Raw genomic sequence first — 25,869 nt, 5'->3', positions numbered from 1 at the left:
CCCCTTTAAGCAAGTGATACTGCTCCTTTTCCTAAATAGGCTTCAATTACTTTCGGATTGGAACGTATCTCTTCCGGACCACCTTCTGCAATTTTTTCTCCATGATCCAATACAATGATATGGTTTGAAATTTCCATCACCAGCTTCATATCATGTTCAATTAAAATAATGGTCAAATCATATTTCTTACACATATCTTGAATTAAACCGGTTAATAGACTTGTTTCCTTCGGGTTCATACCAGCAGCAGGCTCATCTAATAATAAAACGCTAGGCTTTGTAGCTAGAGCCCGAGCAATTTCTAATCTCCGTTGTGCTCCATATGATAAATTTGCCGCTGCTTCATTTAATAGATCAGCAAGCCCAACATATTCTAATAGGCGATATGCCTCTTTCATTGCTTTCTCTTCTTCCTGTTTAGCCTTTGGCAATTGAAGCAATGTCCCAACCAAGCTGCCTTTGATATGGTTATGCATTCCGACCATGACATTTTCCAATACGGTAATATCACTGAAAAGGCGGATATTCTGAAAGGTTCTGGAAATTCCTTGTTTCGCTACGACATGCGGCTTAAGCCCGGCAATTGTTTTTCCGTCAAGGAGAATTTCCCCAGATGTCGGTTTATACACCCCTGTTATCATATTGAAAAAAGTCGTTTTTCCCGCTCCATTCGGTCCTATTACCGCTGTGATAGAATTCCTCTCGACAGACATATCAATATTGGAATTCGCAACAAGTCCACCAAACTTTTTCGTCAATCCTTTCACTTCGAGTATATTCACTTGTGCCCCTCCTTAAGCAATATAGTAGACTCCTGCTTTTCTGTTATGCTCTCTTTTAATTTCTTGACATTAACCTTTTTATTTTTTGCCGGTATTAATCCTTGTGGACGATATAAGGTCATAATAATTAAAAGGGCACCGAAGATAAATCTTTGCATTTTTGCTGGAGATAAGGCATCAGGAATAGTGGTTACTTGGCTTAGCCACCCCGTTAATTCGGTTAGCACCTGTAAGTTTAATATCGTTACAACTGCCGCTCCCAGAATAACACCTGGCACACTTCCCATTCCTCCAAGGATGACCATAACAAGAATGGTCGTAGATTCTAAGTAAGTGAAACTTGTTGGATCCACAAACATTTGCTTTGCGGCAAACACAACTCCCATCATTCCGGAAAACGATGCCCCAATAGCAAATGCCGTCAACTTTGTTTTTACAAGGGGAATTCCCATCGCTTGTGCAGCAATCTCATTTTCTCTGACCGCCTTCCAAGAACGGCCTAATTTTGTATGTTCCATTCTAGTCACAGCATAAATTACAATAATAAACATAACTAGCACAATATAATAGAATTGGTTCGGCTGTGACAAAGTAATACCAAATAGTTCAGGCTGTTGAATACTTGGCAGCCCCATCGCTCCATTCGTGATATTTACTGGCTTATCTAAGTTATTAAACACAATCCGGATTATTTCCCCAAAACCTAATGTAACAATAGCCAAATAATCTCCTTTTACTCTTAATACTGGAATCCCTAATAAAACCCCAAATAGAGCCGCTACAAATAAACCAATGATAATAAAAAACCAAAAGCTATTTCCGGACAATGGATATGTTCCAAAGGGCATGAAGTTATTCGCTTGTGCTGTCGCAAACACGCCATATGTGTAGGCGCCAACAGCAAAGAAAGCAACAAATCCTAAATCAAGCAACCCTGCAAGACCAACAACGATATTCAGCCCTAAAGCCATACAAACATAAATCCCTACCATAGTTGCTACTTCCATATATGCTTGATAGGATGGTCCTTGACTAGCTGAAACCGGGAGAACAATCACTAAGATAAGTAAAGCAATTCCCCACTTCATTTTATTTCCGAGATTCATATAATATAGGAGTAATAGCGATAACAATAATAGTAAAAAAGCAATCACTGATTTTTGCGAGAAAGCCAATGCAGCAGTAGTCACCAATACATACGCAAAGAAAAGAATAATTTGGGCAACTTTATTTGTTTGGATGGTTTTAATCATGTTAGCCATCTTTTCCACCTACACTTTCTCTGCTACGGCTTTGCCAAATAAGCCTTCTGGTTTAAAAATAAGGACGATAATCAATATGGCAAATGCAACAACATCTTTATATTCTGCTCCCATAATCCCGCCTGTGATAACCGACAGATTCGCTGCTGTGAACATTTCAATCAGTCCAATTAACATACCGCCGAGCATTGCTCCGCGTATATTGCCAATTCCGCCTAAAACTGCGGCAGTAAAAGCTTTAAGTCCTAGTATAAATCCAATGTACGGATCGATTGTTCCATATTGAACAGCAAATAATACACCAGTGGCGCCGCCTAAAGCAGATCCTACGAAGAAAGTAACTGAGATAACCTTGTTCACATTAATAGACATTAAAGATGCTGTGTCTCTATCTTGCGCCACGGCTCTCATCGCCATGCCCCACTTTGTTTTGTTAACAAAAAAATCTAATCCTACCATCAAAATAACGGCTACTATAATAACAACTAAAAACGAGCTTTTAAAACTTGCAGCATGAGAACCGAAAACAGATCCGATATTTATTTTGTCAGAAAATAGATTAGGCGAAGTAATTATGTAATTCCCTTTGAATAATTCTGTGATGAAACGAACGATATCCTGTAGTAAAAAGGAGATACCAATGGCTGAGATAAGAGCAATTAGCTTTGGTGCTTTTCGGAGTGGACGATAAGCCACTCTTTCAATTCCCATTCCTAAAAAACCTGTGATGAGACTAGTAATTAGGAGCATGACAATTAAGGAAAGTACAGCAGGCAGCATCGAAGTCCATCCTAGACTTGTTAAAGTAATTAAGATGGCCGTGCCAATGAATGCTCCTGACATAAATATTTCCCCATGAGCAAAATTTATCAATTCTAATATTCCATAAACCATTGTGTACCCCAATGCAATAACGGCATACACTGCTCCTAATGTTAATCCATCAATTAAAACTTGCGGTAATGTTTGTAAAATTTCAGTTAGCATTCTCTTCCCCACACTTTTGATTTAATGGTTTTAGTAGATAGAGTTTAACGGCATAAGATGAAAGATTTCCCGCTACGGTTACTCAACAGATTCTTTCTATTGACGAAATCACCATATATGCTGATTTCTATCTACTAAATAGCTAAGATTAATTTCCGGCATTTAGTTCTTTGCAAATAAAAAGGACGGTTGATATCCATGTCCTTTTTATTTACTCGTTTATTGGCTAATTTCTCCATCTAATGTAGCTGGATATTTGGCTTCATCAAATTTATAAATAAAGATTTTTGCGAATTTATTATCTCCTTTCTCATCAAATCCAACTTCTGTCACTACCCCTTTGTAATCTTGTGTAGCACGCACAGCTTTGGTAACCTCTTCACGAGTTGGTAATTTGTTATCATTCTCTTTAATTGCTTTTTCAATGCCTGCTAATAAAACTGCTGCAGAGTCGTATGCATAGGCAGAATAGGACTCTATGTTTTTGCTGAATGCTGCTTTATAATCTTCAGCAAATTTCGTTCCTTCTTCTGATTGGGTTGTATCACCGGCAACGGAAGTAATGAAGGTATTTTTCACAGCATCTCCTGCGATTTCAACAAAAGTAGATGAGTCTAAACCGTCTCCACCCATGAATGGGATATCTAATCCTTTTTCACGTGCTTGCTTTACCAAAATTCCCCCTTCTGCATAAAGGCCACCGTAATAGATTAGATCAGGTTTTTTAGAGGCTACTTGGTTTAAAACACCGTTAAAGTCTTTTTCACCAACGGTAATTCCCTCATAACCAACAACTTCAGCTCCTAAATCTTCCGCTGCTTCTTTAAAGGCATCTGCTAGACCTGAACCATAAGCTGTTTTATCTTGAACAACAAAAATTTTCTTTGCCCCTAAAGTTTCCACAGCATATTGTGCCCCAGCAGGACCTTGGAAATCATCGCGAGCAACAACACGGCTCACTGTTTTTAAACCGCGATCCGTATAGTCAGTGGCTGTACTTGCCGGAGATACACTTACAAGATTATTTTTTTCATAAACTTCAGATGCTGGAATGGAAACACCTGAGTTTAAGTGACCGACTACCCCTAATACAGATTTATCCGCAACCACTAAGTTAGCATTCGCAACCCCTTTCTTCGGATCTCCCTGATCATCCTGTGCATCTAATTTAAGTTCGAATCCTAATTCAGCAAACTTATCCTTTTGTTGATCAATAGCCAGCTGCGCTCCTAATTTAATTGCTTCCCCTAATGTAGCGCTGCCTCCAGATAGTGGTGATTGTGTAACAATTTTAATTACTTTTTTGTCTCCTGAATCCCCTGAATCCGAGTTTGCGTTTGAAGCACAACCACTCATAAATCCTAAAGCTAATGTTGCAGTCATCGCGAAAGAAAGTACTTTTTTGGATAACATAATATGCCCCCTATCATTGTCTTTTTATCTATGAAACTACAGGATATTTTCCCAATTGCTCCTGTTCCATGTTTGGATTATAATCTTCTTCTAGACAAGTGTCTTTTATATTGTCAGAAAATTTAACAGTATATTTTCTAAAAAGTTAATATATTCTGACGCTTTTCTTCGTACTTCGAAATGATTAGGAATGATTGGTTGTTCAGCATATTGGACATTTGTTGGGGGGAAATTTAATTTAGTTTGAGGATTGGATGAAAGAAAAGATAGCAATTGATTGGGCATTACTTTCTAATATGGGGAGGTTGAGTGGAGCTCATTCGCTTTGTGGGTGTGGTGGAAACGGGGTAGTTTCGTTGTCAAATTGTCTATTTTATCGTTGTTTTAGTGATTTTTTAGTGATTTTTTAGCATTTTTTCTGAGATTAATAGAATTCTACACTCAAATTGAATGTAGAGGGTCTGAGTTTGGCTGATATCAGCCAAACTTTTCGACTTATCAGCCAAACTCTACGGCTTATCAGCCAAACTTTACTACTTATCAGCCAAACTTACCATTTATCAGCCAAACTCTACTACTTATCAGCCAAACTTACCATTTATCAGCCAAACTTACCATTTATCAGCTAAACTTACCATTTATCAGCCAAACTCTACTACTTATCAGCCAAACTCTACTACTTATCAGCCAAACTCTACTACTTATCAGCCAAACCCTACTACTTATCAGCCAAACTCTACTACTTATCAGCCAAACTCTACTACTTATCAGCCAAACTCTACTACTTATCAGCCATACTCTACTACTTATCAGCCAAACTCTACTACTTATCAGCCAAACTTGCCATTTATCAGCCAAACTTGCCATTTATCAGCCAAACTTACCATTTATCAGCCATACTCTACTACTTATCAGCCAAACTTTACTACTTATCAGCCAAACTTACCATTTATCAGCCAAACTTACGATTTATCAGCCAAACTCTATTACTTATCAGCCAAACTTACCATTTATCAGCCAAACTCACATCGTTATCAGCCAAAATAGGGTCAACTTATCCCCAAGGCATATCTGTACTAATAACACTTGCAAATGCTTTACTATGCTCTCTTCTATCTTTACGGATTTTTACGCGTTGTTCTGCTGTGTTATAAAGCATAGTTTCTTCCTCGGACTGGGGGATTACTTTAGGAACCCGTCTTGGCTTGCCGTTCTCATCTAATGCAACAAAGGTTAAAAAAGACGTAGCAGCAAGCTTTCTTTCCCCTGTTTTTAAATTTTCTGCTATTACCTTCACAAAAACTTCCATCGATGATTTTCCTGTATGTGTAACATAGGATTCTAGACATACGGAATCTGTCGGGCGAATAGGAAACAGGAAATCAACGGAGTCCGTTGAGGCTGTGACTACATCGCTTCTTGAATGTCTCGATGCAGAAATAGAGGCCACGTCATCTATATAACTCATCAGTTTCCCACCAAATAAGGAATTATGATTATTTGTATCAATTGGGAATATTCGGCTTGTTTTTACTACTAATGATTCCTTGCAATATTTTTCTTCTTGAACTGTCATTCCGAACAGCCCCCTTTTTTTAAGTAAGTATTGGAAATTGTAATAGAAATATTGTAGATCTACCATCTGAATTTTGTAAAGATAAATGTCCTCCCTGTGCTTTTGCGAGGAGAAGACTATATGGCAATCCTAAGCCGAGCCCACGCTCGATATCTTTCTTATTTTTCCCTCGATAAAATCGTTCAAAAATATAAGCCTGTTCTTCTTCTGGTATGCCATAGCCATTATCTTCTACTAAAATTTTGATGTTCTGATTATCATGGGTTAAACGGATTGTTATTTTTCCACCCTGCTTCCCCTTGATTGCATGTATGCTATTATTTAATAAATTTACGATAATTTGTTGAAAACGAACACTATCAAGCATGGTAAAAATCGGCTTTTCTGGATTTATAAAGGTAAGTTTCGCAAAGGACAAAGAGTCCGTATGGACAATTTCCCATTGATAAATAATTTCTTTTAAAGTCGCCTGTACATTCAGCTTTTCCTTATTCACTTTAATTGAACCAGCACTAAAGCTATTAAAATCTAGTAAATCCTCTACCATGCTTTGCAGTCTGCCAGCTTCCTTTAAACTCATCGATAAAAATTGGCTTTTCTTCTTTTCTGGAATGACATTGTCATTGACAGCTTGAATTAAAGCACTGATAGAGGTGATCGGTGTTTTTAATTCATGGGTAACTCCTGCGAGCAATTGTGTCCGTAAACTTTCCAATGCATAGAGTCGCTTAGTCATTTCGTTAAAAGACAGCATCAATTGGTGTAACTCTTTTTCCTGCACTTCTTCATTTAATGTAATATGATAGTTACCATTCATTAATTGTTGAGCAGCGTTGGCAACCTCTTCAACCGGCTTTGCCATCTTTTTAGATAAAGAATAAATAACGAACCAGCCTAGCAGCGCCAAACTAAGAAGCAACAATCCCAGTAATTGATATTCTTCCTTATTTAAATGCTGCAGCTGATTATGCGGCTGAATAATATAGACTGAACCTGTTGGCGTCCCATCCTTAATAATAGGTGCTATGACAACGGATGCTTTTTGATTATTCCAGAGTGTGACCTTTTTAATCGTTAATTCACTGACTAAGGGCAAAGACTCAATTAGCTGCTGTTTTTCGCGAGAGTCTGGTGGGAAGTTCTGATTCATAGAGCGTATATTACCGGCAGCATCTTTTAGAAAAACATCTAGTGGCTGCCCTTCATTGATAAACTTCTGTCTATCCTGCAAAAATGGCAGACGAATATCCTTCAATCTGCCTTCTCCCATTTCATTAGCATGCTCCGCTATTTCCTGGGCAACTAATTTTGTTAATTCTAAGCGATTTTCCAAAGCATTATGGCGAATCCACAAAATTGAAATAATCCCGATAATCAAAAGACCTCCACATAATGTCAGCAAATATCTTTTTGTCCAATAATATAGAAGAGGCGTTTTTTCTTTATTGTTTTTCCTGAATATAAAATTGATAGCCCAATCCGCGTAATGTTTTAATTTCGCCATCTTTTGGATCCCACCCATTTAATAATTTCCTTATTCTTTTAATCGCTAGATCAACCGCCCGATCACTTCCATCATAGTCATTTCCCCATACATGATCCAGAAGCTGATCCCTTGTAAATGTTTGATTTGGATTGCTTGCTAAAAAGAGAAAGACAGAAAGATCTCGCGGAGTGAAGGGAACCTCAATTCCATTAAGAAAAACTTGATGGGAGACATAATTTATTTTTAAATCGCCATAGTATTTCACTCGCTCATCTTCTTGATAATGGGAGGATCTTCTTAGTACCGCTTGGACACGGGCGATGACTTCCTCCCCTACAAACGGCTTGGTAATATAATCATCCGCTCCATTTTCAAACCCTTTTAGTTTTTGCTCTGTATCTGATAAAGCTGTAAGCATAATAACAGGACATGCCGATTTCTTACGAATAAACGAAAGAACGCTCCAGCCATCTACATATGGCATCATAATATCTAATAGAATAAGGGCAGGAGTTTCTTCCTCTAGCTTCTGTAAAGCCTCTTCTCCATTATAAGCATAATCTACATCATAGCCTGCATTTTCTAAATATGCTCCTAAAACCATAGAAATTGCTAGTTCATCTTCCACAATTAGAATCTTTTTCATCATCTTTTCCTTATGCTTTATTTTTTACTAATGAAATCCATTATACCGATAATTATCAGGAGAAAAAATAGATCAGCCTTCTATCCAGCTGATCTACTCCTCTTATTGATATCTTAATGCTTCAAGGGGACTTAAGTTAGATGCTTTGTTCGCTGGAAAAATCCCAAAGATAATGCCAATTAATACAGAGAAACTAACGGAACCACCGACGATCCACCACGTAATCTGGGAAGTCATCTCTAATGTGCTCGACAATATGTCTGCACTAGCGATTCCAATAGCGGCTCCTAAAATTCCGCCTAATGCACTAAGTACAATGGCTTCAATTAAAAATTGGAGCATGATATCTTTTTTCCGAGCACCTATCGCTTTTCTAATCCCAATTTCCCTTGTTCTTTCTGTAACCGAAACAAGCATGATATTCATAATTCCGATTCCACCAACGATTAAGGAAATGCTGGCTATGCCGGCTAATAACAATGTCATCGTATTGGAAACAGAATCGAGAGCCTCCGATACAGATGATTGATTTCGCACAGAATAAGAAGTTTCCTCACCATCAAACTGATTGTATAATTCTTGCTTCATTTTTGCCATTCCCATTTCAACTGAATCCTCATCCGTCATAAGCACTGTTGCTGAAGTTACATAGGTTTGACCGATAAAGCGTTGTGCTGTTGTAAATGGAATGAGAACAGAATCATCTACAGATCCAGTTAACTCTTCCCCTTTTTCAGCAAGTACTCCGATTACTTTAAATGTTGTTCCATCAATTTGAACGGTTTTATCGACTGGATTTGTAAATCCAAATAACTCGGATGCTACATTATCCCCCAGCACCACTACTTTATTGCGATTATCCAAGTCAATGTCCATGACATTTCTTCCGGACTGTAAAGTAATATCCTGTACCTCTTCATAAGAAGTAGTAACACCTGTAACAGTAACTCCAGAGCTTGATGTCGTTCCATTTTTAAGCGTACTGGATGTTGTCACTGTTGGTGAAACAGCCTTTACTTCGTCATATTCCGCAAATGCCATTAATTCATCATAATCAATAACCTCTTCCTCACTAGAGTTTCCCGATAAATTCACAGAAACTGTTGTCGTTCCTAAGCTGGCAATGTCATCGGAAACAGAATTGGAGGCTCCCATTCCTAATGAGGTTAAAGCAATAACCGCTGCCACACCAATGATAATACCCAGCATGGTAAGCACTGCTCTTAATTTATTCATTGCTATATTTTTAAAAGCTATCTTGATTGCTTGTCCTAATTTCAAGAGACAACTACCTCCTTTGTCTCTGCTAGGCGACCATCTTGAATGCGAATAACTCGCTTAGCCTGTTTAGCGATTTGTAAATCATGGGTGATTAAAATTATGGTATGTCCTTGTCTATTTAGGTCTTTCATTAAATTCATTACCTCGACTCCTGTCTTACTGTCTAACGCTCCAGTCGGCTCATCAGCAAGCAGGATTGGCGGATTCCCCGCAAGAGCTCGGGCAATGGCCACGCGCTGTTGCTGTCCACCAGATAATTCTGTTGGTTTATGTCCCGCTCTTTCCAGTAATCCTACTTTTTTCAATGCCTGCATGGCAATTTCTTTTCTTTCCTTACTTCCGATTCCTCGATAAACCAAGGGCAGCTCCACATTTTCAAAGGCAGACTGTTTTGTTAGCAGGTTAAAGGATTGAAAAATAAAGCCAATCTTATGATTTCTCACTTCTGCTAACTGTTTGCTTTTTAACGAAAAAACATTTTGACCGTCCAAATAATATTCACCAGAATCAGGGGTATCCAAGCAACCGATCATATTCATTAACGTTGATTTACCTGAACCAGACGGCCCAATGATAGCAATAAAATCCCCTTTATTGACAGTAAAGCTTACATTATCCAATGCCGTAACGGTCTCTCCTCCAAGTGTATATTCCTTTTTGACATTCTTTATTTCGACAATTGCATGCTGTTCTATCATTCATTTCTACCTCCAAACCCACCGGCAGGCATTCCTCCGCCTTGGCCTCCTCCAGGCATTTGCCCTCTACCTTCGCCATTTGGCATTTGGCCTCCACCTGGGAACATTCCTTGTGCTTCACTATCACTTGATGACTCAAATGTTGGCAGTACTACCGTTGTGCCTTCCTCTAAACCACTTTTAATCTCCGCAACTTCAGTATTTTGTAATCCTACTTCCACCGTTTGTTTTGTTGAGGCAGTTTCCTTTGTGTCATCCTCATTCGTGTTTGTGCCATTTGCTACTAGAACATAATATTCATCATTTTCCTTTTGTACAGCTTCTACAGGAACCGTCACGACATCTTCCGCTTTATCCGTTGTGATAGTAGCTTCTGCTGTCATCCCAACCAGCAATCCACTTGGCTTAGTTATTTTCACCGCAACCGCATATTTTGCGACACTAGTACTGTCACTGTTTGCTTCTTTTGCTACACTCGTAACTTTTCCAGTAAACTCTTTATCTTCCAGTGCACTCACTTTTACATTAACAGCTTGTCCAGCCTTTACTTTCGAAATATCTAATTCATCTACGTTTACTACCATTTCTAGATTGTCATAATCTGTAACGGTAACGATTTCTGTTCCCATTGATACATTGCCATCTTCCTCTACATTTAGGGCTGTGATTTCACCAGAAAAAGTTGCAACAATTGGGTCGAGTGTATCATTCTCGAACGTTACTAGCTCATCGCCTTTTTCCACCTTATCCCCTGCTTCGACTAATACCTCGTCTACCGTTGCATTCCCTTCAGCAGTGAAAGTCTCTTTATTGATAGCTGCAATGCTTCCAGTACCACTGACCTCTATTTCAACATCACCAGCTTCTGCTGTTGCTGTCTGCGTTCTAGCCTGTGCTCTTACTTCGGTTTGATTATCATTGCTAAAATAATAATAAGAGCCAATCCCCGTCCCTATTACCAAAACTGTTACTCCACTAATAATCCACTTCTTTATACTTTTCTTCATTTTTTGCTTCAACCTCTTTCTATTCTATTTTAATGAATTTACTTGATTCATTGTCTTGCTGTTTACAAGTAATAGAATAAAAGAGTTATGTGTCAGGAAGAAGTCAGGGAGAAATTTTTTTATAGATTTTACAATTTTGTTTTTGGGGGGCAGGGGATTCGGCTCTGTTGCTTTTCTGCTTGTTTGTGGGAATAGAGGCGGATTCTCTGTTCCTATTAGTCTCTTGCATATAAATATTTTTTCTTCAGCCCCTCTGCTTCATATCTTAGTTGAAAGAAATATTGTACAATGTCTTTTTCCTCATGTATCGAATCTTTTATTTTTTGCAGTGTTCTTTTTCCGACTCTTCTATCTATTAAGGAAAGAATTTTAATTACCATATTATCTGACTTTAAAGCTAGTTCTATTGGCAATCGGAGAAATTCCTCAACAGCATCGAAGAAATCATATTGAGCAAAAATCCCTTCCGCCATAACTAGTTCCGCTGCTTGTCTTTGAATATCTCTATTTTGCTCATAGTTATCAACATCATATCTAATATTTTGGGTATTTCTAATTTCATCTTCTTTTTTAACAACTGCCTTTTCTGCTATGATACTGCACATGTTTAAAACCTCTTTATTATCGACAATTATAAAAGCTCTTCCTGTTTGATCATGAGTTCGACGGTAATTTGTTAAATAAAAATCAACTCTATTTTTTAGACAATGGCAAATATAACTTTCTAATTTCTTCTTTACTTTACTCCACTGTTTGTTATGCAATCTTTATCCCACCTTTGGTCATTAAAAAAGAGCATATCGCATCTTATCTCCAAAATTAAAATTGCTACATTTAGCGGGCTACCATCCGCTATTCTTACGTACCATTTATATAACTATATCAGTCTAATAAAAGGTAACTTAATCTTAATTATACAATAACTTACAATTTCTTCTTTACTTCTTCTTTAACACCTGACCTTATCTCATCACGGGATAAAATTCCATTGACGAACATAGACCTCCTATTATATGATAACTTATTGTGTGAAAGTTATTGGATAACGTGGTTCGAGACCATCCCACGTAAAAAAACTAAGGGAGAGAAAAAATGAAAACAAAAACACTTGCGATGAACGGTTTAGTGGCTGCATTGTATGTCGCTGTTACGATTGCGATTGCGCCGATTGCTTTTGGCAGCATTCAATATCGTGTTTCGGAATTATTTAATCATCTTGTTGTATTTAACAAAAAATATATTTATGGAATTGTAGTAGGAGTATTTTTAGCAAACTTATTCCTTTCAACTATTAAGTTATATGATTTAACTTTCGGAGTTGCTCATTCTATTATTTGCTTGTTAATCACAATTGGTATAAGCAAGTTTGTTAAAAGTCATCTTCTACGAATGATTATTAATACTCTTGTATTTACCTTTAATATGTTTATTATTGCCTATCAATTGCATCTTGCACTTGGGTTCCCTTTCTTAATCACTTGGGGAACAACAGCTATTGGTGAATTTGTTGTCATGGCAATCGGTATACCTATTATGCATTTCTTAAATAAACGTATTTCCTTTGGGAAGTTAATGGATTAAAAAATGGTATTAAAAAAAGGCTGAATTCTTTCAGCCTTTTTTTAATACCTACTGTCAACCGTATCTAACACTTGTTTTAAATTACCTTCTCTTTCCGTAATCTCTTGTTCTGCTTGATTACGTTTCTGTTTTCCTTCTTCTTGGATATGTAGTGTCTCTTCTAATGAGCTCATCAGTTTATGCTGTGTTTCTTTTAGCGAATCGATTTCGACCATTGCGGGACGGTTTTCCTGGGCAATTTGTGCCATCTCTTTTACGTTGGCATCCATTCTGCTTGTATTCAGTTTTGCTTGTGTTTCAATCGCATGACGCTGCCTTAAAAGCGTTAAAGCAATGGAAACTTGGTTTCTCCATAATGGGATTGATGTCATGATCGACGACTGGATTTTATCAATAACTGTACGGTTCGTATGTTGAATCAAACGGATTTGTGGAGCTGTTTGTATGGTAATTTCTCTACTGACTTTTAAATCATAAATACGTTTTTCTAGTAATTCCGCAAAATGAATTAAATCATTTACCTCTTGCAGTTTCATTCGATCACCGGACTCTTCTGCAAGTTTTTTTTGCTCCGGAATAAGCTTTTTCGTCATTTCTTCGTATTTCATTTCCGCTGCAGCAATATATACATTTAAATCTTCAAAATAAGTTTTATTATGTTCATAAAGCTGTTCTAATAAATGAATATCTGCAGTCAATACGTTTTTACTGCGTTCGAGACGCACACTCATCCGATCTATTTGGGCACTTGCCTTTTGATAATTTGATAGAACTTCATGGACACTTTTGGAAGGCTTGCTAAATAATCGACGGAAAAAGCCCTTCTTTTCTACTCGTAATTCATCAGGATTGATTTCATTTAATTTTTCCATTAAATCACTAACGATATCCCCGACTTCCCCAACATCTTTGCGCTGCACATGCTCAATCATTGTATGGGAAAAAGAAAGTAATTTTTTCTGCGCTGCTGCCCCGTAAGCAATCATCGTACGGTGATTGGTTGGATCTAGTTTATTGGCTAGTTCATATGCTCGTTTTTGATTTTCTGGAGATAAAACATCAATAAGGCGAACAGTTTCAGCTGTTTCGCCTTTTTGCATGAACAAATTATTGCTTTCTCCTAAAGGATCGGAGAAATAATCATCTGTAATGTTTTTCATTTGTCGTTCATCTGTCATTTAGTCCGCCTGCTTTCATCTAACAAATCAGTGTCCTTCTCCTTATTAGAAATATGCTTTACTACATCTAATTCAAAATGCAGATCATCAATATCATCTGATAGGATGCCATGAAGATCGTCTTCCAGCGTTCTAGAAAGCTGCTCTAATGTTCTTCTTGTATCATTTAAAGTTGCCTGCAGTGCTCTGTTTTTCTTCGGCTGGGCAGATAAAAGTGCATACTTTTCTGCGATTTCCACTAATGAATCTAAATGCGAATAATAGAATTTCTCTGCTTTATAGAAACGGCGTGGCTCTTCCTTCGTTAATCGGTAGATTTTCTTTGTTACTCTCATTAAATCGATTCTTTGCTTAAAAGAAGGAAAGTGACGGATAGCAAAAACATGTCGATTTAATCGACTAATTTTCTCATTCGCTTCCTTTAGCTGTGTTTGAATAAATTTATATTCTTTTCTTGATAAACCTTGCCTTACCATTAATTGATGTTTAATTACTCCATCTGTGATGAAATAAGAAACTCCCGTTGCCGCAGCTCCATATAGAACAGATAGGATAAAATATTGGTCAAATGCCACATAACTGATTAGCCATGTTAAAGCACCTACAGGAAAAGAAATGCCTGTTCGTACTAAAAACATTAAAAATGAGTTCACTATAATCGACTCCTGCCTTCGTATTCCTTTATTTTTTATACGTTTCATTTCAGCTTTTGTTTCAAAAATCGATGATTTATTTACTTCTATTTTAACGTAACCAAGTTCTTTCTTGCTATAGACCTTAAATGGAATCTTTTCTACGACTAAAGACGTATTTTGTTATGTGTCCTTACATTATGTGTATGTGGAAAAGCATAAAAAAATGATTTGATGCTTTTATTCTATCAAATCTAGGCTCATGTTTCATGTTTTCTCTTTTATTGGATAGATGTGGAAACAACTATTTTACAGCAAAAAACCCGTAAATGGAATTTACCATTTACGGGGTCCTTTTCTTGCTATCTTATCCAAGGCGATTTGCAAGTCTAGGCTGCGGCTGTTTTGGTTCTTTTGGCTGCAGCTTCATATGTGGCGGCTTTATGATTAAAGTAATGATAAAGGAAACGACACATAAAACAGATATGACTGTAAAGGTCGCATGGAATCCTCCGAGTACTGCTGCAATCATCGATCCAGCCAAAGCTCCAAATCCAAAGCCTTGATAGATTACACCATAGTTTTTACTTTGATTTTTCAGTCCAAAGAAATCAGCGATAATAGCCGGATATACGGTGATAACGCCTCCGAAACAAAATGCAATTGCGGCTACACAAGTAAAGAATAATGGATAGCTTAATGGAACTACATTTAATACAGTGACCGCTGCCGCTGTTACGACTAATGTTCCAGATACTACTTTTATACGACCTACTTTGTCAGACAATGCTCCAAGAATAATACGACCGATTGTATTGAATATCGCTACTAAAGCAACGGCATTGGCAGCTGTCGCCACATCTAGATTCGCTAGACTGACACCAATATCTTTTACAATACCGATTAAGTATAATCCACTCATACATGCGGTAAAGAAAATAACAAAGAGTAAATATGCTTGCTTTGTTTTTAGCATTTCTTTCACTGTATAATTCTTTTGCTCTGGTGCTAAAGAAGTTGTAGTTGTTTCTACTTCCTGTGCTTCTTTTAAAAGGAATGATCCGCCGACAACCATTGCTAAAGCAATAATTCCCCAAATTAAGAAGGCTGTTGAAACACCATAAGCTGCGATTAAGCTTGTATTAATATATTTAAAAACTAAGCTGCCGGTTCCATATGCTCCTACAGAGATACCAGAAATTAATCCTTTTTTCTCAGGGAACCATTTAATTAAATTAGATAAAGACGTGATGTACGCAGTTCCGTCTGCAAAACCTACAAAAACACCTGCTACAAGATAAAGCATCCATAAAGAAGATACTTGTGAAGTAACCATTAATCCTCCACCTAGCATGATTCCAGCACAGGCAATTAAGCGGCGGAGTCCCCATTTATCTTGAATTTTCCCGGCAAAAAGGGTTGCGAAGGCAAGCGCAAAACTAGTAATGGAAAAAGTGATAGCCGTTGCGCTCAAATCCCATCCAAATTTATCAACAAGAGGTTGATTGAACAAGCTCCATGTGTATATTGTTCCTAATCCCATTTGCACAATAATGGTACCAATAACTATCAGCAAGCGATTGCCATTTCGTTCTTTCATTCCGATCTCCTCTTTCTACTCGGTTTATAAACAGTATTTTTTACTATAAAAGGTTGTTTATGCTTTCTTTTGATAGTTAAATTATACCGCCTGAAACATTTTTGAAACCGGTATCAGAATGAAATGCCCTTTATTCGGAATGAATGGTATTTATAGATGCATAATTTGTCGAAATGCTTTGGCTTTGCTTCTGCTAACAGGAATTTCCGCCTTAATATCCTTTAATCTCACCAGATACGTATGGTTAAACCATGGGACAATTTCATGGATTTTTGAAAGATTCACGGTGTAGGAGCGATGACAGCGGAAAAAGGTATCCTGCGGCAATTTATCATGAAAATCAGAGATACTCATTGGCATCATATATTCATCTGTCTTCGTATAAACTAATGTTACTTTTTCGCTCGCTTCTGCATAATAAATATCATTGACATCTGTCACAATGATATTTTCATTTTTACGCAAGTTTATCCGACGATTTATTTCTGTCGTAATTTCTTCTTCTCCACCGCTTGCTTTTTGGAAAGCTGCTTCTAATTTTGCCAGCATTGCGGCAATCCGCTTTTCTTCATACGGCTTAAGAATATAATCAAATGCCTCTAATTCAAATGCTTGTGCTGCATGCTCTTTATAAGCAGTTGTAAAAATGATATAAGGCTTTTTCGCAAATTTACTAATATTGCTTGCCAAAAGCATCCCATCTAAAGAAGGTATATTAATATCCAGGAAAATGGCATCCACTTCTTCTGCTTGCAAAAATTTAAGCACATCTAAGCCATCTTCAAAAGTGGCGACAATATCAATTTTGCTATGGGTTTGTATTAAATATTCTAACTCTTCTTTTGCTGGAATTTCATCCTCTACTATTATTGCCTTCATGCTATCTCCTTCGTTATGTCAAAATAAACTTCCGTACCTGGCTCTAATCTACGAATGTTTAAACCGGTTCCATACATTAATTTTACTCGTTGATGGACATTTGTTAAACCGATTTGTTTGGAGGATACCTCTTCTTTCGCTAAACGATCAATTACCTCCTGAGCAATCCCTTCTCCAGTATCTCGCACACTAACCCTTACTGTCTCTCCTAAATCTTTGACTGATATCGTTACAACTCCAGGACCTTTTCGCTTTAAAATTCCATGTACAACCGCATTTTCGACCAATGGCTGGATGAGAAGACTCGGAAGTTTAATATGTATATCATCTATCTCATAGTTCACTTGCAGGCGGTTCCCGAAACGAGCCTTTTCAATTTGAATATAGTCTCTTACTTGCTTAAGTGCGAGCTGGATATCAATAAGTTCTTCTCCAACCTCTAAGTTATAGCGCATATACCCCGATAAATTAATAATTAATTCTCGTGCTTTTTCAGGATCGCGACGGGTTGTGGATGCAATTGCGTTTAGCGCATTAAATAAGAAATGGGGATTAATTTTTGTTTGTAGTGCTTTCAGTTCGGCCTTATTTGCTTCCTCTTTCATTTGCTCCACTCGCGATACTTCCATAAGGGTTGAGATAATTTGCGCCAATCCAATTGCCATTGTTTGCAATGTATTGGTAATTGTATAAGCTTTTCGGTAGTAAATTTTTAGAGTACCGGTTACAATCCCTCTTTCCTCTAACGGAATAATTAATAAACAATGAATTTGCGGAGTATGATGATCGGCAATATTATTCCGAATCGTAATCTTGCCACTTCGAATGGTCTCTTTCGTTAAATCACTGATAATCTCTTGGCCGATCTTATATTTTTCCTCCCCAAACCCTACATATGCAAGAACATCTTTAGTATCCGTAATAGCTACTGCGTCTGCTTGAATATCTTCTTTTATAATGGTACAAATAGTTCGCAAAGAATTCCCATTAATAGAACGAAAATAAGGCAAGGTCTTATTCGCAATATTAAGGGCCAGCTGTGCCTGCTGTGCCGCGATTCTTTCCTTTTCTCCTTCTACGCTGGCAATCATCAAGACAATTAGCCCAATGCTCCCTTGTCCTAAAATCATCGGTAAAGCAATAATCGAAACAATATCTATTCCTAAGTCGAAAGGATCTGCCATAAATAATATCAAAATCATTGTTAGCATTTCACATAGCATTCCAGCAACTATTCCATAAATCCAGCGACTACTCTTTTTCACACGAAGGTGAATATAACCAGATACAATCCCTGCTAAAATACTTGTAATTAAACAAGGAATAGAGGTTACGCCACCAATGTCAATTAAATAACGATGTACGCCGGAAACAATTCCGGTCACAATTCCAACCCATGGGCCAAACAAGATACCACCTGACATAATGGCAATTGTGCGGATGTTGACAATCGAACCTTCTACTTGAATTCCCGAATAGGTTCCAAATAGAGCGAAGGCACAAAATATTAGTGTAATTAACGTCAGCTCTGTTGGCGAGTGATGATCCTTTTGCAAGGTCTCTTTAAACTTCGGTACTCTTGTCATAAAAAATAAAGTAATGAGTAAAAGGGCAGCTCGTTCAAATAATTGAATGAGCATTTGCAATTCTAGGGAAGAGTTCATTTTTCTTCCTCCTTGTGTTCAGCAGTCTTTGGTGTATTTTAATACTAGTAATGTATCATTAATTTAAGAAAAAGAATCCTCGAGATTACTGATTTCTCCACTTTCGACATCGACGCAGTAGTTACAGTCCAACTTCCCGCATAGCACCCATTTCTTATCAGCGGGATCAAACACATAATAAGGGGTTAAGGTGAAATATGGCTTCAGCTTTTTGTAAGCTTCGTCTTTAGTAATTTTTATCTCCTTCCCTTTCTTAATTACTTCCTTTTCCTTTGCATCGAGAATTTCATCCCAAAGTTCTTTTTTATCCATATAATTCACTATCTTTCCCTCTTGATCATGAAAAGTAAGGATTCTTCCTGCAAATATACTTTTAGGGACACTTTCCTCAATCCGTGCAAGCAAATTAAAATTTTCTCTATATAAATATTTAAGCATCCATTTACCTGAATCATTCGGATACTTCATGCGCAAAAAATCGGTTACTTCTTGGATACATTTTTCTGTGTCTTCATCCGTGATTGGCAGCGAATCTGGATGTGGAATCTTTAAATATGCATCTTCCACACTTACTTCATTCGCCCAATCTAAGGGCTTCCTATCAAAATCATCCTCTTTTCCTTCCTGCCATTTTATCTCTTTGTTGATGTTTTTTCGAAAACCAAACTTCTCCTCCATAAATGGAAGGCTTCCTTTCCGATCATTTCTTATATACGTTTCTTCCACTCCATATACGATTAACTTGCCGTCCTCATTAGGAAATTCAGCTAAAACTACTTGATCTCTCGCTATATCCTCGATATCTGCTAGCGATAAAGTATATTTTTCTTCTAACTCTTTCTTATTCATTAACACACTTATATGTTTCGAATAAAATGTTAGCTCTCCGTCTTCGTTAAACTCTACAGTTATTGAAGAGGATGGAGATAATCGAATACCATTCCACTGTTCCTCAAAGTAATACTCTCTTTCGTCTCTTTGCTTGCAAATAAAATCCTTCTCTATATTTAAGCCTGTGAATTCGGCAAGCCATTTTTTTACCTCTTTTACATCTTTATGTGGAAATACTACCCCATTTTTCGCATAGGTTACTCCTTGGACAAAAATAACAGATTCGAATTCCTCCGTATGTATATTTATATCAATCGAAGCAGTCCCTTCCGGATTCTCCTCCTCATCTGTCCAATCGGCGTATTTATTCGGAAACCATTCCATATTTAAGAAATACACTGTCTCGCCATCCAATGTAAGCTGTCTAAATAAATGATGTCTGCCTAAATAATAATCTTCTAACCCCCATTGTCTCCTTGTTAAATTAATTAATTTTTCCATTCTTGTATCCATTCTTAACTCCTCCTTTATATCACTTTCTAATCTATCACATCCCATATATCATCTTCCAGCAATATCCATCCAGCCTTTTTGGCTATTGCAGTATCACCTGCCAATCCATGAATATAGCCCCTTAGGTGAACATCTTCTTCTTCCTTTAACCCTTGGGCATCCTATGTTCGCTAAATCACATCTTTTCATTTCTTCGCTATTCAGTAAATATTCCACTTCTCTTCACACTCTCTAAAAATTTCTTCTATGATACCAACAGCTTGATATTTTTTGTTACGTACTCCTTCTATTTATTCTTTTGACTTTTTCCTGCTCGAAAAAAAGTATCCTCATTTGAAGGATACTTTTCGGAACACTTTATTGTCTTTTTTTCGTCTTTTTATTATTTAATTTCTCCGCTGCTGTTAATGGTTCATTGGCAAATTCATGATCATATTGACGAGCTGTATCATTTTGTACTGCTTGCTTCGCATTTTTATTTTTATTTTTTGTCATGATTATCACCTCCACCCATTATTCTCTCTTGCTCCTTTTTGAAATATGTAAGAACTTAGGTGTATTTTATAATAAAACAGAGACCCCCATTTGGCATTGGAAGTCTCTTAAAATTTATTTCCCATGTGTAACTATTTTAACTTTTTGTTTCATGGTTGGACTAAATATATTCCCTTTTTTATAAGCAATCCCTGTAGCTACGATCAGCAGAATACCTGTTACAATAAACACAGACTGAGCAGGGAGAACTCCTCCAAGGAAACCACCAATCATCGGTCCAAACATTCCTCCTAATTGATTGGCTGTTTGATTTAAACTAAAGGCTCTGCCACGGAAATCCTCTGCTGTTGATTTCACAACTAACCCATTTAATGCTGGGAATACTGCACAGAAGAAGAGTCCAAAAATGAAACGAGTAATTGAAAAGCCCCAAATATTACTGAAAATGATTTGGGCAAAAGTACCAAGCCCGCCGCCCAGTAATCCGATAAATAAGACGCGGTTAAATCCAACCTTATCCGCCCACTTACCCCAATATGGTGCCATTATGACACTAGCAATACCAGGGAGTGAAAAGATTATACCTGCTAATAAGGAGGCTTTGTCCATGGAACCTCCGACCTCTAATATATAGAGAGGCAATATTGGCTCAATCGTCATGATCGAGCATGAGGTAACAATTGTTAACAAGAGTACAAGCATCAACGGTTTATTGGAAAAAGCAATCCGCAAGTCATTTCTGACAGATCCTTTTTCTTTACTTGGCGAAAAATTATCCTCTTTTACCCAGAAAATAATTAAAAACGTTGCAATAAAAACAAGGAGCCCAGCACTCGCAAAGGAAAGTCGGTTTCCAACTAATTGGGAGATTACGCCTCCAATCAACGGACCCATAATCCCACCCGATGCGGATGCCGTAGAAATCATTGATAATGCATAACCAGTTTTATCTGAAGGAGTATTCGTCCCAATTAAAGCTATCGCCCCAGGAATAAATCCAGACAACAATCCTTGCAGAATACGAAGTACTAATAGCTGATAGGGATTGGTAACAAATGCAGCTAACGTATAAACAACAAATAGCACAAACCCCGCGCGAATAATCATCGGTTTTCTTCCATATTTATCGGCAAGCCTTCCCCAAAACGGTGAAGCAAACGCACCGGCAAAAAACGCTGCACTAAATAGTACTCCAGCCCAAATCTCTGTGTTTTCATGAACATTTAATTCAATAAGAAAAATTGGTAAAAAGGGAATTACCATGTTAAAGGATGCAGAGGTAAAGAAAACCCCTATCCATAAAACAAGCAAATTCCGCTTCCAAATTTCCATTTAGTATCGCTCTCCTAAAACATCAGCAATCAACAACTAAGCCAATGAGATTTATTTCCTCCATCATAGCATACAACCATTTATTTTTATACCCGAAATTTCCATTTCCCGAATAATTTGAACTGCCCCCTGTCAAGTAGACAGTGGAAATAATAAAAAAGATCTAAGCGGCTTTAACTCTATATTCCATAGGGCTAAGGCCGTTTAATCGTTTTTGATATCTATTGTTATTATAAAATTGGATATAGTCATCTATCGCAAGAGAAAGTTCCTCAAAGGTCTTATATTTGTGTAAATAATACTTTTCGCATTTCAGTGTCCCCCAAAAAGACTCCATTGGACCATTATCAATACACTTTCCAACTCGTGACATACTGTGTGTTATCTCTGCCTCGTCTACTTTAAGCTTAAAACCTTTTGAAGTATACTGATACCCTCGATCACTATGGATAATTGGATGTTCTTCCTCCAATAAAAGTACGGTTGCTTGATCAAGCGTTTGGAATACAAGTTCATTATTATTCGAATGTCCTAAAACATAGCTAACAATGGATCCATCATAAAGATCCCGAATGGCACTTAAATATGCCTTCTTTGATGAACCATACTTAAATTCTGTCACATCCGTCACCCACTTTTCATTTGGTTTTGTTGCGGTAAATTCCCGATTTAAGATATTCTCTGCCACTTGTTGGGGAACGGAGCGTTTATAACGTTTTTTCTTGATACGAATGATCGAGCGTAAGCCAACCACTTTCATTAGTCGATAAATTCTTTTATGATTCAATCTTTCTTTAAACTGTCTATTCATGTGAAGGGTCATTTGGCGATAACCGAAGATGCCCTCCACTTTTTCATGGAGAATTTTCATCTCTTTCATGATTTTCTCATTCAATAGCTCTTGAGAAGAAGGAACGCGATGAAGCCACTTATAATAGGCGGATCGTGCAATTCCCGCTATTTCACTCAGTAATTGAATGCTTATATTCTCTTCCTGATGGATCTCTTGAATAGCGATATACTTATCCTCCGATTGGATTTGACTTATTTTTGCCTCCTTTCGATCTCCTCTAACTTTTTTAAAAATAAGTTTTCTGCACGTAATCGCTCATTTTCTCTTTCTAACTTCTTCATTTGAAGAGTTATTTTCTCCTCTTGAGTTAGCTCGGATTCCTCTTTCGTAGAACCACGCCTATCTTTCAATGCATCTACTCCGCCATCTTCATACTTCTTAACCCATTGATAGATTTGTTGATAAGAAACCTGATGAGTATTAGCTGCTTCTTGATAGTCTTTTTTGTTCCCTAAACAATCTAGCACAATTTGTATTCGTTCTTCCCAAGTCGTTTTTCTTCCCTTAGTCATAGAGCTCGTCCTTCCTTGTGACGTATCTTTTATTTCACTATGACTATTATACTTCTTAATCCACCTTCTAAGGACAGATGGATCTGATATTTCATACATTCTCGTAATTTCACGAATCGAGTAATTTCCAGAGGCATAATCTTGAATAGCGGATAACTTTAGTTCTTTAGAATACTTTTTCCAGGAAGAAGTCTCTTTTAGTCCTTCTAAACCGAATGTATCAAATTTATATTTCCATTCCAAAACGGTAGAAAAGTGCACCTTATAAATCGATGAAACTTGGAGTGACGAATTTACTTCCCCTAAAGCTTTCACTATTTGATATTTCTCTTCTACAGAATAAGATTTTCTAGGCATAAAAATACTCCCCTACAAGTAACCAGATTTTTATTTTTTAATCTGTCTACCTATAGGGGAGCATATCAATTTAGGCTGCGGGCGATTACCACAAACCTTCTTTCTTAAAATAAATAAAAAACCCAAACAATTATACGAATTTTTTTAGTGTGTACGTATAATTGTTCGGGATTAAATTTAATTGGAATACTTATGTCCCAACCTTTTTAATGCTTAATTGATTTTAAATTCTTTTACTAATCCATTTAACTCTACTGCTAAGTTAGATAATTCATGTGAGCTATCTGAGAGCTCTTGCATAGAGCTGCTTGTTTGTTGAACGGAAGCGGATGTTTGTTCAATCCCTGCAGCTGCTTCTTCGGAAATTGCAGCGATATCTTCAATCGAACGATTCATCTCTTTACTTGTTTCTAAGATAGATGCTAGATTTTCGGAAACAACTTCAATGCTATTTACCATATCATTAACAGCATCTTTAATACCTTCGAATGTTTCCCCAGTCATCTTAATCTGTTCCGCCCCCTTCATTACTTCTTCATAACCACCTTGCAAGGATTCTGTTACCACACTTGATTCTTTTTGAATGCTTCCGACAATATCGGTAATATCTGTGACGGAGAAAGCAACTTGCTCTGCCAGCTTCCTCACTTCATCTGCAACTACCGCAAATCCTTTTCCATGCTCTCCAGCACGTGCTGCTTCAATAGCTGCATTTAAAGCAAGTAAGTTTGTTTGATCTGCAATCCCCTTAATAACAGAAACTAACTTAGAAATTTCGTGCGATTGGGTATCCAAGCCACGCACTTTATCCACAGCTTCCTTCATAATTTGATTAATTACATTCATTTGTTCAATAGAAGATCCCATTAAGCGACTGCCATCATTTGTCATGCCTAATACCTTATTTGATGATTGATAAATTAGTTCCCCTTGATTATAGGCATCACCGATTGTGCCAGAAAAAGATTCCATTGATGATGCTAAATCAGTAGCTGTATTTGCTTGACTTTCTGCTCCTGACGATAGCTCTTGCATGGTCGTTGCAACTTGCTGACTTCCAGCAGTTACTTCATTAGTAGATTGGGATAGGTTCTCACTCTGCTTGTTTACTGTAATCGATACTTCTGATATTTTTTGAATGACCATTCGTAAATTATTGCTCATTTTATTCATGGACTGAGCTAATTGGCCAATTTCATCTTTACCTTTGTAGTTAACCTCTTCTACCGTTAAATCTCCTTGTGCAATCGTATCACTAACCTCTACTACTTTCTTTAAGTTACGTGTAATTCTGCTGCTGATAATAATAATTAGCACCGTACCAATTAGCAATGCTGTAATCATAGAGATAATTAAAGTCTTGGTTGCAACACTTCCACTAGCGATTGCGTCTACCGCTGCCTCTGTCCGACTAACTTGTACCTGTTCTTGCATTTTATTTAAAGCAGTAATTGTTCTATTGCGAATAGTTGTATTGGTTAAACTTAAGGAATTAACCGCCGATCGATCGTTTGCTTCAATCGCAGGAATAATCTGCTCTAAGAATAAGTCATTCATTTGTTTATTGCGATCTACCACTTCATCGAATAACGCTTTTTCATCTTTATTTCGAAGATCTTTTTTTATTTGTTCCTCATATTCATTAAATTTAGTATTAATCACCTGAAATTCATCCACATATGTAGGGTTTTGATAGTCCAGATAATTTAAAATACTAAGACTTTTCTCTCGGGTAAGTGATCCCATTTCCGTAATAATAAGTGCTTTTTCATCTGTTTTATTTAATTGCTCAATACTATTATTAATATGGATTAAACGCGTCGTTACTAATACTGTAGTAATGGTTAAAAGAGCAAAAACAAATAATAATGTTATTCCATATTTCCAGCCAATTGTAATATTATTAAATTTAGTGAACCGGCTATTAACTCCTCTTAAAGTTCTATTCCCTGATATCTTTCTGATATTTAGTTTGCTAAAAATAGATTTCTGCGATTTTTTTTCTTTCTTTAAACTGGTTATTTTTTGTTTTTTAAATTTCATTTTCGCCATCACAAGTTCTCCCCTTTGATGATTTCAAACCTCCACTACTAAAGAGATTTTTCTCTTCTATTCCAAAATAGCAATTTTTGTTTTTTTGTTTATTCCTCCTTCTCATTAAATATCGATCTTTCTGCTTATCTGCCTCTATTTTTATTGTGGCTATGTATGATTGTAATTAGTAAAATAGAATCAGACCCTTTATAAAGCAAGGTACTTTATTACTTTGTATGTATAATACTAATGTAATTTACAGAATAATTC

24 protein-coding genes and 1 riboswitch are annotated in these 25,869 nt (G+C 37.0%); of the genes, 3 read left to right on the top strand and 21 right to left on the bottom strand.

What is annotated here, in order from left to right:
* Positions 1 to 5: 5 nt before the first annotated feature.
* From MHH96_RS09840 to MHH96_RS09825, 4 genes are all read right to left on the bottom strand, one after another.
* On the bottom strand, positions 6 to 782 hold the full coding sequence (locus MHH96_RS09840) for an ABC transporter ATP-binding protein (protein WP_047944647.1): 777 nt from the start codon (positions 780 to 782) through the stop codon (positions 6 to 8).
* On the bottom strand, positions 779 to 2,044 hold the full coding sequence (locus MHH96_RS09835) for a branched-chain amino acid ABC transporter permease (protein WP_047944648.1): 1,266 nt from the start codon (positions 2,042 to 2,044) through the stop codon (positions 779 to 781). Before MHH96_RS09835 ends, MHH96_RS09840 begins: the two co-directional genes overlap by 4 nt.
* A gap of 9 nt (positions 2,045 to 2,053) precedes the next feature.
* Positions 2,054 to 3,031 (bottom strand): branched-chain amino acid ABC transporter permease, encoded by a 978-nt coding sequence (locus tag MHH96_RS09830; protein ID WP_047944649.1) that lies wholly within the window; start codon positions 3,029 to 3,031, stop codon positions 2,054 to 2,056.
* A gap of 219 nt (positions 3,032 to 3,250) precedes the next feature.
* Positions 3,251 to 4,444: a branched-chain amino acid ABC transporter substrate-binding protein gene (locus MHH96_RS09825; RefSeq protein ID WP_047944650.1), complete on the bottom strand. Its 1,194-nt coding sequence runs from the start codon at positions 4,442 to 4,444 to the stop codon at positions 3,251 to 3,253.
* Between the two features lie 467 nt (positions 4,445 to 4,911).
* Here MHH96_RS09825 and MHH96_RS09820 point away from each other — a divergent pair, with 467 nt between their 5' ends.
* Together MHH96_RS09820 and MHH96_RS09815 are read left to right on the top strand one after the other, a co-directional pair.
* Positions 4,912 to 5,073, top strand: coding sequence for a hypothetical protein (locus MHH96_RS09820; protein ID WP_341117189.1), 162 nt, complete (start codon positions 4,912 to 4,914; stop codon positions 5,071 to 5,073).
* A 211-nt stretch (positions 5,074 to 5,284) separates the two neighbouring features.
* Entirely contained in the window at positions 5,285 to 5,491 is a 207-nt protein-coding gene (locus MHH96_RS09815) for a hypothetical protein (protein WP_144545377.1), read from the top strand.
* Between the two features lie 7 nt (positions 5,492 to 5,498).
* Here MHH96_RS09815 and MHH96_RS09810 read toward each other — a convergent pair whose 3' ends face one another.
* From MHH96_RS09810 to MHH96_RS09780, 7 genes are all read right to left on the bottom strand, one after another.
* The gene (locus MHH96_RS09810) at positions 5,499 to 6,020 is read right to left on the bottom strand and encodes an acyl-CoA thioesterase (protein WP_047944652.1); all 522 of its coding nucleotides are present in this window, start codon (positions 6,018 to 6,020) and stop codon (positions 5,499 to 5,501) included.
* Between the two features lie 19 nt (positions 6,021 to 6,039).
* The gene (locus MHH96_RS09805; RefSeq protein WP_341117181.1) at positions 6,040 to 7,524 is read right to left on the bottom strand and encodes a HAMP domain-containing sensor histidine kinase; all 1,485 of its coding nucleotides are present in this window, start codon (positions 7,522 to 7,524) and stop codon (positions 6,040 to 6,042) included.
* A complete protein-coding gene (locus MHH96_RS09800) occupies positions 7,463 to 8,152 on the bottom strand; it encodes a response regulator transcription factor (protein WP_047944654.1) in 690 nt (229 codons plus the stop codon). Before MHH96_RS09800 ends, MHH96_RS09805 begins: the two co-directional genes overlap by 62 nt.
* Positions 8,153 to 8,254: 102 nt before the next feature.
* Positions 8,255 to 9,433 carry an ABC transporter permease gene (locus MHH96_RS09795; protein ID WP_328283330.1) on the bottom strand — a complete coding sequence of 393 codons (1,179 nt, stop codon included), beginning with the start codon at positions 9,431 to 9,433 and terminating at the stop codon, positions 8,255 to 8,257.
* Positions 9,430 to 10,131 (bottom strand): ABC transporter ATP-binding protein, encoded by a 702-nt coding sequence (locus MHH96_RS09790; protein WP_047944656.1) that lies wholly within the window; start codon positions 10,129 to 10,131, stop codon positions 9,430 to 9,432. The genes MHH96_RS09795 and MHH96_RS09790 overlap by 4 nt, the downstream gene beginning before the upstream one ends.
* On the bottom strand, positions 10,128 to 11,138 hold the full coding sequence (locus MHH96_RS09785; protein WP_053215809.1) for an efflux RND transporter periplasmic adaptor subunit: 1,011 nt from the start codon (positions 11,136 to 11,138) through the stop codon (positions 10,128 to 10,130). The genes MHH96_RS09790 and MHH96_RS09785 overlap by 4 nt, the downstream gene beginning before the upstream one ends.
* A gap of 215 nt (positions 11,139 to 11,353) precedes the next feature.
* Positions 11,354 to 11,902 (bottom strand): SF0329 family protein, encoded by a 549-nt coding sequence (locus tag MHH96_RS09780; protein ID WP_047944657.1) that lies wholly within the window; start codon positions 11,900 to 11,902, stop codon positions 11,354 to 11,356.
* Positions 11,903 to 12,179: 277 nt separating this feature from the next.
* A riboswitch (PreQ1 riboswitch) is annotated at positions 12,180 to 12,224 on the top strand.
* 6 nt (positions 12,225 to 12,230) lie between these two features.
* On the opposite strand from MHH96_RS09780, the gene MHH96_RS09775 reads away from it, so the two are divergent.
* Positions 12,231 to 12,719 (top strand): QueT transporter family protein, encoded by a 489-nt coding sequence (locus MHH96_RS09775; RefSeq protein ID WP_047944658.1) that lies wholly within the window; start codon positions 12,231 to 12,233, stop codon positions 12,717 to 12,719.
* 41 nt (positions 12,720 to 12,760) lie between these two features.
* Here MHH96_RS09775 and MHH96_RS09770 read toward each other — a convergent pair whose 3' ends face one another.
* The 10 genes from MHH96_RS09770 to MHH96_RS09725 form a co-directional block, all read right to left on the bottom strand.
* Positions 12,761 to 13,897, bottom strand: a complete 1,137-nt coding sequence (locus MHH96_RS09770; RefSeq protein WP_047944659.1) for a toxic anion resistance protein — start codon at positions 13,895 to 13,897, stop codon at positions 12,761 to 12,763.
* Complete coding sequence (locus MHH96_RS09765) at positions 13,894 to 14,550, bottom strand: 5-bromo-4-chloroindolyl phosphate hydrolysis family protein (RefSeq protein WP_047944660.1); 657 nt, start codon at positions 14,548 to 14,550, stop codon at positions 13,894 to 13,896. Before MHH96_RS09765 ends, MHH96_RS09770 begins: the two co-directional genes overlap by 4 nt.
* Before the next feature lie 346 nt (positions 14,551 to 14,896).
* The gene (locus MHH96_RS09760) at positions 14,897 to 16,129 is read right to left on the bottom strand and encodes an L-lactate MFS transporter (protein ID WP_047944661.1); all 1,233 of its coding nucleotides are present in this window, start codon (positions 16,127 to 16,129) and stop codon (positions 14,897 to 14,899) included.
* A 150-nt stretch (positions 16,130 to 16,279) separates the two neighbouring features.
* Positions 16,280 to 17,008: a LytR/AlgR family response regulator transcription factor gene (locus MHH96_RS09755; RefSeq protein WP_047944662.1), complete on the bottom strand. Its 729-nt coding sequence runs from the start codon at positions 17,006 to 17,008 to the stop codon at positions 16,280 to 16,282.
* Positions 17,005 to 18,672: a sensor histidine kinase gene (locus tag MHH96_RS09750; protein ID WP_082138449.1), complete on the bottom strand. Its 1,668-nt coding sequence runs from the start codon at positions 18,670 to 18,672 to the stop codon at positions 17,005 to 17,007. Before MHH96_RS09750 ends, MHH96_RS09755 begins: the two co-directional genes overlap by 4 nt.
* A gap of 63 nt (positions 18,673 to 18,735) precedes the next feature.
* Positions 18,736 to 20,016 (bottom strand): hypothetical protein, encoded by a 1,281-nt coding sequence (locus tag MHH96_RS09745; protein ID WP_328283331.1) that lies wholly within the window; start codon positions 20,014 to 20,016, stop codon positions 18,736 to 18,738.
* Positions 20,017 to 20,373: 357 nt separating this feature from the next.
* The gene (gene sspO, locus MHH96_RS09740; RefSeq protein WP_047944664.1) at positions 20,374 to 20,511 is read right to left on the bottom strand and encodes a small acid-soluble spore protein O; all 138 of its coding nucleotides are present in this window, start codon (positions 20,509 to 20,511) and stop codon (positions 20,374 to 20,376) included.
* Between the two features lie 114 nt (positions 20,512 to 20,625).
* A complete protein-coding gene (locus MHH96_RS09735) occupies positions 20,626 to 21,843 on the bottom strand; it encodes an MFS transporter (RefSeq protein WP_047944665.1) in 1,218 nt (405 codons plus the stop codon).
* A 163-nt stretch (positions 21,844 to 22,006) separates the two neighbouring features.
* Positions 22,007 to 23,565 (bottom strand): IS3 family transposase gene (locus tag MHH96_RS09730; protein ID WP_152680057.1). Its coding sequence is split into 2 segments (ribosomal slippage): positions 22,007 to 22,926 and positions 22,926 to 23,565, totalling 1,560 coding nucleotides; the frame shifts between segments, so codons are not numbered across the junction.
* A 213-nt stretch (positions 23,566 to 23,778) separates the two neighbouring features.
* Positions 23,779 to 25,617: a methyl-accepting chemotaxis protein gene (locus tag MHH96_RS09725; RefSeq protein WP_061800630.1), complete on the bottom strand. Its 1,839-nt coding sequence runs from the start codon at positions 25,615 to 25,617 to the stop codon at positions 23,779 to 23,781.
* Between the last annotated feature and the right edge of the window lie 252 nt (positions 25,618 to 25,869).

It is taken from the genome of Niallia sp. FSL K6-0212 (assembly GCF_038007605.1).
Taxonomy (GTDB): Bacteria; Bacillota; Bacilli; order Bacillales; family Cytobacillaceae; genus Niallia; species Niallia circulans.
Note: the sequence above shows the minus strand (reverse complement) of the source record. Positions and strands in the feature narration are given on the sequence as shown.